The sequence below is a fragment of the Chitinophaga sp. genome, assembly GCF_036566945.1.
Taxonomy (GTDB): Bacteria; Bacteroidota; Bacteroidia; order Chitinophagales; family Chitinophagaceae; genus Chitinophaga.
On the sequence record NZ_DATCVJ010000353.1, the window covers coordinates 1 to 3,489 of the forward strand.

General features: G+C 45.7%; 5 protein-coding genes. 4 read left to right on the top strand and 1 reads right to left on the bottom strand.

Translation table 11 applies throughout. The features are described from left to right. The 3 genes from VIP81_RS10465 to VIP81_RS10475 all read left to right on the top strand — a co-directional run. A partial coding sequence (locus VIP81_RS10465) for a DUF4240 domain-containing protein (protein WP_331959563.1) occupies nt 1-400 on the top strand: 400 nt, incomplete at its 5' end. Nucleotides 401-410: 10 nt separating this feature from the next. Further along, a complete protein-coding gene (locus VIP81_RS10470) occupies nt 411-926 on the top strand; it encodes a hypothetical protein (protein ID WP_331959566.1) in 516 nt (171 codons plus the stop codon). Nucleotides 927-1,081: 155 nt separating this feature from the next. Beyond that, a complete protein-coding gene (locus VIP81_RS10475) occupies nt 1,082-1,447 on the top strand; it encodes a helix-turn-helix domain-containing protein (RefSeq protein ID WP_331959569.1) in 366 nt (121 codons plus the stop codon). A gap of 216 nt (nt 1,448-1,663) precedes the next feature. Here the strand turns inward: VIP81_RS10475 and VIP81_RS10480 are convergent, their stop codons facing one another. Continuing rightward, nucleotides 1,664-2,737, bottom strand: coding sequence for a saccharopine dehydrogenase family protein (locus VIP81_RS10480; RefSeq protein ID WP_331959572.1), 1,074 nt, complete (start codon nt 2,735-2,737; stop codon nt 1,664-1,666). Between the two features lie 132 nt (nt 2,738-2,869). Between VIP81_RS10480 and VIP81_RS10485 the strand changes: the two genes are divergently transcribed. Beyond that, nucleotides 2,870-3,489 (top strand): hypothetical protein (locus tag VIP81_RS10485; RefSeq protein WP_331959575.1); only part of this gene is annotated, 620 nt, incomplete at its 3' end.

A 3,489-nucleotide genomic window follows, 5' to 3' on the forward strand; every position in this document is an offset into this window, starting at 1 on the left:
CGATGCCGCATTAATAGAAGATCTGACTGGTGAAGTGTATGGCACTATTACTAATAATATCAGGGATTTGTTACTGGAATTGAATAAGGAAGAATTGACGGCTTTTAACCATATTATGGAGGAAAAGTTGTTTCGGATAGACCGGGAAGATATCCATGAGTATACCGATGGTTCTGATGATGGGTTTCTTTATTGCAGATGTTTTATTGTAGGAATGGGTAGAGCGTATTATGAAATGATTGAGGAAAATCCATCCAAAGCCACCTGTGATGCAGAAGCGGAGATTGTAGGCTTTATTGGCTATATGGTTTACCTGGAATTGTTTGGGGAAGAATTTGAACGCAACACCGTGTATTGTATTGAAACCTGTTCAAATGCCCGCGGTTGGGAAAATGAGTAAAATAGCACGTATGGCCGACGAAGAATTATATGGCATTAATAAAGAACATGCCCATCCAAGAGCGATTGAACTGATTCCGGAAGATTTTTTCTGGGACTGCGCGGATGAATTGGCGCCCTTTGGCTCCGATGAAGGCGACATGGCCCTCGCAGAATTCAGAGAATGGCGTAAAGCCAATCCACATACCCCGGTGAGGGAATGTTTGAAATGGGTGATTGAGTCAATCGGGGAAATAAACATCGAGACATACAATGAAGACCTGCTCGACAGAGACGCGATAAAAGCATTGATGGACGATCCTGCATACGATGATAGTTATTACATATTCACCGTGGATGCATCCGTTATCGCAACGGGATTTGGTCAGCTCGTAGATGAAGGGGTCATCGATGTGGAAAATAAACCCATCATCAGCATCGCTTTAGAACGGCAAATAGCCTGGGCCTTGTTATCGGAAAGCTGGTCCTATGCAGAACAGCATATCGGTTACCTGAACATCATGAAACGTGCACTGGAAGAGGTATAGGGAAGTGGCATTGTTTTTTTGTGAGACGGGAATAATAGGCACTTCGCGGTATATACAAGTGACTTTCCCCTGCTTTTGCCAGAGAAATACCTTTCTGAAAGTAGAAGCGGAATACCAAATGTTGTTAACTTGTAGGGACATTAAAGTGCCTGCTTATGATCACACTCAACGATAAAGTATATACCTGCCCCGTAGATGTAACACTGGGATTTATTGGCGGCAAATGGAAACTGTTGATCCTTTTCCACCTGCATTATTTCACCAAAAGAAGCTACGCAGAAATCAGGGATAACCTGCCGGGTGTTTCAGAAAAGATGCTCAGCCAGCAATTGAAAGAACTGGAAAGAGATCTGCTCATTGAAAAAAATGTGCTCACAAAAAAGCCCTATAGAGTGGAATATGCCTTAACCACCGCAGGAAAAAGCCTGTCGCCATTATATGAGTTCGCCAGTGAATGGGGGATTAATTATTTAAAAACAAATGGTATTGATTATGTGCAGGATCAGCATTTGTATAAATAAACGAAAACGTGGTATCCACAACGATCAGGTAAAGAAGTATATCGACTTCACAGCGGCGAATCATCAGCTATGATTCGACTTAGCTGTTATCGGTTATCAACGATGATTCGCTATTCCATTTCTCAGTTGCCGGTAATCAAGGATGACTCACCATCTAACTTCGCTGTTGTCAGTGATCAAGGATGACTCACCATTCAATTTCGCTACCGCGAGTCATCAACGATGATTCGCAATGATAATATCCCGCTCCACACCAGGTATCTCCATCACAAACTCCGCCCCATAGGCCGTACCGGGCGTTTGATACCCGACCTTCCACTCACCGTTACAGATTTTTTGCGCCATCAGTAAACAACTGTACATCGTGAGCGTATACCCATCCGGACTCTTTAAAGTGACGGTAGCTTTCCTGCCCGCCGTATTGTACACCTGACCCCATACCAAACTGTAAGCCTTGCTGCGCATTTCATCCGTAGGACCGGAAGGCCGCTGACCGATTTTCTTTTTAATAATATTTCGTACAAAAGAAGTACGCAACAACCAGTTAAATAAACGCTGTAACTTCAGTAAACGATACACATTTAGAGGAATTCCGGTATAAGCCGTGATATTGGGAATCCCCGTACTGAAATAAGCCGTCGCTACATCTCCCCAGGGAATGCTCATCGTAAAAAGTTTCTTCGGGCCAAAGTCTATCCATCGCCCATGATGCCCCAGCGAAGTACGTACAATCTTCCCCGCTCTTCTCACCGCACCACCTTCTCCTAATTTATACGCCATAGACATCGCCGTGCCATGAGACACACCACCACCGGAAGTCGCAAAAGCCAGTTTCAGATCGCTGGCATCAGGCAACAATGTTTTTAATAACACCGCTATACAATCTGTGGGCACCACATCAAAACCAGCGCCGGGCAACACCATAATACCCGCGTCTTTTGCCGCCTGATCATATTGTTGCAGCATTTCAAAAACCGTAATGTCTCCGTTAATATCCAGGTAATGGGTACCTGCCTGTATGCAGGCTTCTACCATCGGTTGAGCTGTTAAGTGGAAAGGGCCCGCAGCATGAATTACAAATTTGACAGCTTTCAATGCCTGCACTAATGCCGCAGTATCGTCCAGCGAAATTACTTTGTACGGCAACTGCAACCGGGTGGCCAATGCACGCAGCGCGGTTTCATTTCTGCCTGCCAGAACAGGCTGAAGATTATACTGAGCCGCATATCTGGCAATCAGTTCACCGGTATATCCATTGGCGCCATAGAGCAGGAAAGAGTTTTGTTGCATCCCGGAAAATACGAAGAAACGCGATGTAAACGCACCCAACCAAAGAAATAACCAGTAATTTTTACAAGCGGGAAGCCGGAAAGCTTTCCTTTCTGCCGTCGATAGACTATCTTTTGTATTAAAACCTATGTTATGAAAAGACTACCTGTATTCTTAGCCTTATTCTTTTCTTTCCTCGGTATCGGGAAAGCACAAGACCAGGCAGTAGGCGCCTGGAAATCTGTAACCGGCGAAGTCACCAGCGTATTGCTGATTACACCTACCTGGTTCACCGTGACAGACTACAACGCAAAAAGTTTCGTAGCCAGTTACGGAGGTACCTGGAAAGCAGGAAACCCCGGCGAAACGAGCGTCACCATTTTTTATAATACGGCTAAACCAGAGCAGGCCGGACAAAGCACGAATGTACCCGTTGGAATGGAAAACGACCACCTGATAACCGGTACTGCCGGCGGCGGTAAACAGGAATGGACCCGTATCGACGACGGCACCGGCCCATTGGCCGGCAACTGGCGGATTACCTCACGGGAAAATGAAGGGAAAATGAATCCCATTCCCGACGGACCCAGAAAGACATTTAAAATTTTAACAGGCACCCGCTTCCAATGGGTGGCGCTGAACGTCGAATCCGGAGAGTTTTTTGGTTGCGGCGGCGGTACCTACACATTTGAAAAGGATACCTACACGGAAAAAATAGATTTCTTTTCCCGCGACAGTTCCCGCGTAGGCGCCGTACTCTCTTTTAAAGGAAC

Bases quoted from the DNA above. Each gene is read 5' to 3' on its own strand.
- VIP81_RS10480 (WP_331959572.1), bottom strand. From the start codon at position 2,737: ATGCAACAAAACTCTTTCCTGCTCTATGGCGCCAATGGATATACCGGT.
- VIP81_RS10475 (WP_331959569.1), top strand. From the start codon at position 1,082: ATGATCACACTCAACGATAAAGTATATACCTGCCCCGTAGATGTAACA.
- VIP81_RS10470 (WP_331959566.1), top strand. From the start codon at position 411: ATGGCCGACGAAGAATTATATGGCATTAATAAAGAACATGCCCATCCA.